This window comes from Microvirga sp. P5_D2 (assembly GCF_054049475.1).
In genome coordinates this window covers 1-4,533 of the sequence record NZ_JBFUMH010000263.1, presented here as the reverse complement: position 1 = coordinate 4,533, position 4,533 = coordinate 1, and the positions used below count along the sequence as shown (strand labels likewise).

Below are 4,533 nucleotides of genomic sequence, written 5' to 3'. Positions count from 1 at the left end.
AACCTGCACTGGTTCGAGACCATCGCGGAGGCCAAGCGGCTGATCGAAGCTTGGCGGAGGGAGTACAATGAGAGCCGTCCTCACATGGCGCTTGGAAACAGAACGCCGCAGGAATATGCTTTGCGGATAAGCCCTTCGCCGCTGGCGCAGGGCTCAGGAGCCGGCGAAAGCTAACGCCGAGCCTGGACTACCAACCCCAAGCGCTTCAAGCCATCGCTCCATTAACATTCTAACCGGACCTCTCCATGGGGGCGGGTCACACAAGGGACGAAGCACAACAAAGCGCTTCGTGGCCCTCCCATATTGGATGCTGCAATCACCTGCTTGGCGCTCGCTCTCGCCGGTAGCTCGCAGCGTCTTCATTGAATTGGCTGCCATCTACAACGGTGGCAATAACGGCCGCCTTGCACTCTCCGCGGGATGCCGCTCAACGCGTGTGCTGCTCCAAGAACACGGCGGCACGTGCCTTCGCGGATCTGATACAGAAGGGGCTTATCGTCCTGTGCTCACGTGGCCACTTCGACCGCAAAACACCGCATGCAGCCGAGTGCCGCCTGACGCTTCATGCCTGCGACCGTTCAGGTGAACGAGCATCCAAGCGGTTCATGAACTGGCGTCCTGACGAGCCCAAATCTGTAGCCGGTCTCACCAGAGGGACAGTAACCAGCGCCACGAAAGAAAATTGCCGGGAACTGTCCCTCTCACGTGACCGCAAAGGCCATTTGGGGTCCTCCAGCGGTGTCACCACAGGGACACATATAATCTACCAGATAAGGGCTGGGGTGGAGAGATGAAGAAGGGCGGCTTCTATAGTTAAGCCGCTCCTGCCCCGCGGACGGTGTAGTCAATCAGAGGCGCATCCACTTGCACCCGGATACCCTCCGGCAGGTACTCCGTCCTGACGTCACCTTGCAACTGACGCCCAAGCACACGTTCTAGAAGGGTTGATCCGAACCCCTTCCGCTTTGGCGCTTCGACTGGTGGACCATCATGCTCTCGCCACTCTAAGTGAAGACGTCGGTTCGGGCCTTCCCCTTCAATCGACCAGGTTACATGTACGCAGCCGGTCGGAAGAGAAAGGGCTCCGTACTTGGCAGCGTTCGTCGTCAGTTCGTGGACGGCCATGCCGAATGCCAAAGCAATACTGTCTGGAAGATGTACTTCAGGACCATGAAGCTTCACCCGTTCGTGCCCGGTGTTGTACGGCTCCAGCTCAGTTCTCAAGATGTGGTTTAGCGAGGCACCTCCCCAAGCGTCGTCCACAAGCAGCGTATGGGTCCTCGCTAGCGAGATGATGCGCTCGGTCACCGCATCACTGAACTCCCTGATGGTCTCCGCCCTTCGGGCTGTCGAGTTGACGACAGCCTGAACAGTAGCAAGCGTATTCTTTACCCGGTGGTGTAGCTCGCGAACCATCAGGGCTTGGCGCTCCTCTGCACGTTTTCGCTCCTCTGCCGCGTCCGCAAGAGCTGCGCTCACATTGTTGACCTCACGGATCGGTGTCTGAAGTTTTGGCACGTCTGACCCTGCTCCTAAGGAACTGGCAGCGGCTGAAAGCCCTTCAATGGCTTTGGTAATGCGTCTGCCAAACAGATAGGCCAGCGCCACCGAGAGAAGGGCGAGGCACAGACCCGTTGCGGCCAGCAAGCTTACGAGCCGCCTGATGGGCGCGTTAAGGGTCTCTTCCTCAAGGCCAACCGCAGCAATCCAATCCGAGCCGGTTATACGAGCATAGTGGACAAGTACTGGAACTCCATCCAGGGATTGTGTCCGGAAATTTCCCGCTCGATTTGTCACGCCACGCATGAACTCGGAGGCTTCAGTTCCAACAAGCGTCTGCTGGCCACGGGTCCGCGCAATGACGCGGCCTTTCCGGTCAAGGATGGTCGCATAGAGCCCGCTGCCAAGGGGTTCCTTGGAAATGATGTCGAGGATGCGCTTGGCGGGAACCGAGATGTCGATGAAGTAGACGACCTCTCCCGTTGCAGGCTGAATGACCGGCGCGACGACAGCAACACGAGGCTCCTGGTTGTAGGATCCGAGGAACAAGTCTGAAATGGCGGCTCGCTTGGTGGCCAGCACCGTCTGGTCGACCTCAAGCGGTCGAGAGCGAAGGTTCTGATCCTGCAAGCGGCGTGTATTGACCAATTGCTGACCGGCAACGTCACGGAGAGCGATATCTACTCCAAGGGAGCGGGCGACAGCGGCTGCCGTTTGGCGCGTCTCCTCGGGGTTCAATGGACCTTGAACGAGCCTCGGAGAGGATGCGGCCAGCTGCGCAGTCCCCATGATAGAGGCAGCCTCTGTTTTAACGGCATTGGCAATGCGATGCACAAGCTCTTGGCCATTCTGCAGAAGATGCGCTCGTTCGGCAGCAGCGTAATGCCAGAGTACCCACCCGACAAAGACAGTCGCTGGCAGAACGAGGAGAGAGCAAAGCAGTCCCAGATGCCAAGCGAGAGAGCGAGCCAGCGGCATCCCTGTTCGTCGGAATGCGACTTTCACTGTGAGTTCTCAAGGTCTGTAGGCTTGGTCATATGGCCGTCAATTAACAGGGGAAATAATGAATTAGACCACGAACAGGCGCTACGTGTGGTATAAGGCCACCACATGGAGATTCTTCAGCGATAACAAAGGCTACGAAAGCTAAGTTCCCGCCAGCGGGCTATACACATGCCTCGTGACCGGCAGCGCGTCACTCTTGAGAGCGGACCAAAATTAGACTTGGCCAAGCTCATCCCCAGTGGCGCCGGCATACCCGGCAGCAATATCCGGTGTGTGCTTACCTATAACTCAGGCGAGACCATCACCGTTCACCTCATGCTGAGGGAGGGCAGCGGTCAGCTGGAGCTATCGGTTCAGGGGCGGCACCAATCATTCTCCATCGTATCGCACCCGAGGCATTTTGGCGGGCTGCAATGGTACGTCACCTGCTCAAAATCCGGTCGGCGCGTGTGCGTGCTCTATCGACCTCTCGGAGCCACGTTCTTTGCCAGCCGTCATGCCTGGGATCGCAGAGGCGCCTATGCCTCGCAGTTCCTCGACCCAGTTGGGAGAGCTTGGAGAACTAAGGCGAAGGTCAAAGCGGCTCTGCTCGGAGACGAGAACCCGGATGAATCGGACCTGCTCCCCAAGCCGAAGGGCATGCGCTGGGCGACCTACGAACGGTGGGTGGCTCGATATGATGCGGCTGAGGAGATGCTCAATACTCAGCTCGTCATGGCAACGGCACGGCTGATGAAGCGGGTTTCGTGAAAGTCTGTGTGACCGACCTCTTGCTGAGGTCGGCCTACAGTTTTTGTGATGTCAGAATAACCGCTGCTTCCGATATAGCCCGGCGCCTCTACACCCCTAAACGGTTCTCGACAGGTTTCGGGGTTACCTCACGTGCTGTTCTCCTGTAGCCCCTGCCAGCGCGGCAAGAAGAACGCCGATATCGTCATTCAAAAGCTCAATGGCATTGCGGGCATATTCCCGGAAGCGCTCCTTGGCCTCGTCCGGCTCGTTGCTCCACGAACATGCTTGTTGATGAGCTTCGTGAATGGCCTGAGCTACTCCCTCAACGCTGTACGCTGACTTCTCGCTATCCATGGTGACAGCTCCGGTTCGTCTCAACGGGTTATAAGGTGGCTGGTCTTGTCAGATGCTGGCCAACACAAGGCAGGCCCCAATGAAGGAGCCGACTGAGGCAACGAAGAGGAACGAAGCGCGCTGCACCGACGGCCTCGCGCAAGGAACACTCGTAGGTTGTAGGGTGGTATCAGTTTGGGCAGCTTGATTGTGGCTCATGAGACTGTCCTGCTTTTGCGGCAGACGATGCATGGTCCCTAAACGCACGCCGCTGCCGGTTTATTCCCTCACGATTTTTATGAGGATGTTGCACGAACATGAAAGGCCCGGGTTTCCCCGGGCCTTCCGTTTGTCGTAAAGCGATGGCTCTTAGTACGAGCTGAACTTGTAGTTCACCTTAGCGCGAACCACGAAGAACTCGCTCTCGCTGTCACGGTTGCCGGGTGYATCGACGGCACGACGGTCAGCAGCGGGGAACGGCACGGAGCTGCCGACGAAGGTGTTGTTCTCGTTGTCGAGGTTGACCCACAGGCCTTCGAGGCCGGCCGTCAGGTTGTTGGTGAAGGCGTATTCCATGCCTGCACCAAGCGTCCAACCCGTACGGACGTCGTCGTTGTTGGAGAAGAAGTCGTTGTTGTCGTCACCGCCGCCGTAAGCGAAACCGCCGGTGGCGTAGATGAGGGCGCGGTCGAAGGCCACACCGGCGCGAGCGCGAACGGTGCCGAACCAATCAACGCCGCCGGCAACACCGGCCGGGCGGAACGCATAGGCATTCCAAGCAGCCGGATAAACGGCGGTGCCGTTGTCGCCGCCGAGGTCAGCCCACTGAATGTCGGTTTCGATACCGACGACGAAGGAACCGATCTGGTAGTTGTAGCCGATCTGACCGCCGCCGACGAAGCCGTCGCCTTCGCTGTCGCCGAAGGTGATGGTGCCAGCGGGCGAGCCCACGCCAACCGCGCC

Annotated in this window: 5 protein-coding genes; 2 read left to right on the top strand and 3 right to left on the bottom strand. The window is 58.6% G+C overall.

The genetic code is table 11. The features are described from left to right. On the top strand, positions 1-174 hold a 174-nt coding region (locus ACXJKO_RS29965), incomplete at its 5' end, for an integrase core domain-containing protein (RefSeq protein ID WP_457094666.1). A 639-nt stretch (positions 175-813) separates the two neighbouring features. Here ACXJKO_RS29965 and ACXJKO_RS29960 read toward each other — a convergent pair. Beyond that, complete coding sequence (locus tag ACXJKO_RS29960) at positions 814-2,334, bottom strand: sensor histidine kinase (protein ID WP_457094665.1); 1,521 nt, start codon at positions 2,332-2,334, stop codon at positions 814-816. A 339-nt stretch (positions 2,335-2,673) separates the two neighbouring features. On the opposite strand from ACXJKO_RS29960, the gene ACXJKO_RS29955 reads away from it, so the two are divergent. Next, entirely contained in the window at positions 2,674-3,255 is a 582-nt protein-coding gene (locus ACXJKO_RS29955) for a hypothetical protein (protein ID WP_457094664.1), read from the top strand. 123 nt (positions 3,256-3,378) lie between these two features. On the opposite strand, the gene ACXJKO_RS29950 is transcribed toward ACXJKO_RS29955, so the two are convergent. Beyond that, complete coding sequence (locus tag ACXJKO_RS29950) at positions 3,379-3,591, bottom strand: hypothetical protein (RefSeq protein WP_457094663.1); 213 nt, start codon at positions 3,589-3,591, stop codon at positions 3,379-3,381. Between the two features lie 348 nt (positions 3,592-3,939). Continuing rightward, positions 3,940-4,533 (bottom strand): outer membrane protein (locus ACXJKO_RS29945; protein ID WP_457094662.1); only part of this gene is annotated, 594 nt, incomplete at its 5' end.

Excerpts from the sequence above, each read along its gene's own strand:
- ACXJKO_RS29955 (WP_457094664.1), top strand. The coding sequence starts at position 2,674 with ATGCCTCGTGACCGGCAGCGCGTCACTCTTGAGAGCGGACCAAAATTA.
- ACXJKO_RS29950 (WP_457094663.1), bottom strand. The coding sequence starts at position 3,591 with ATGGATAGCGAGAAGTCAGCGTACAGCGTTGAGGGAGTAGCTCAGGCC.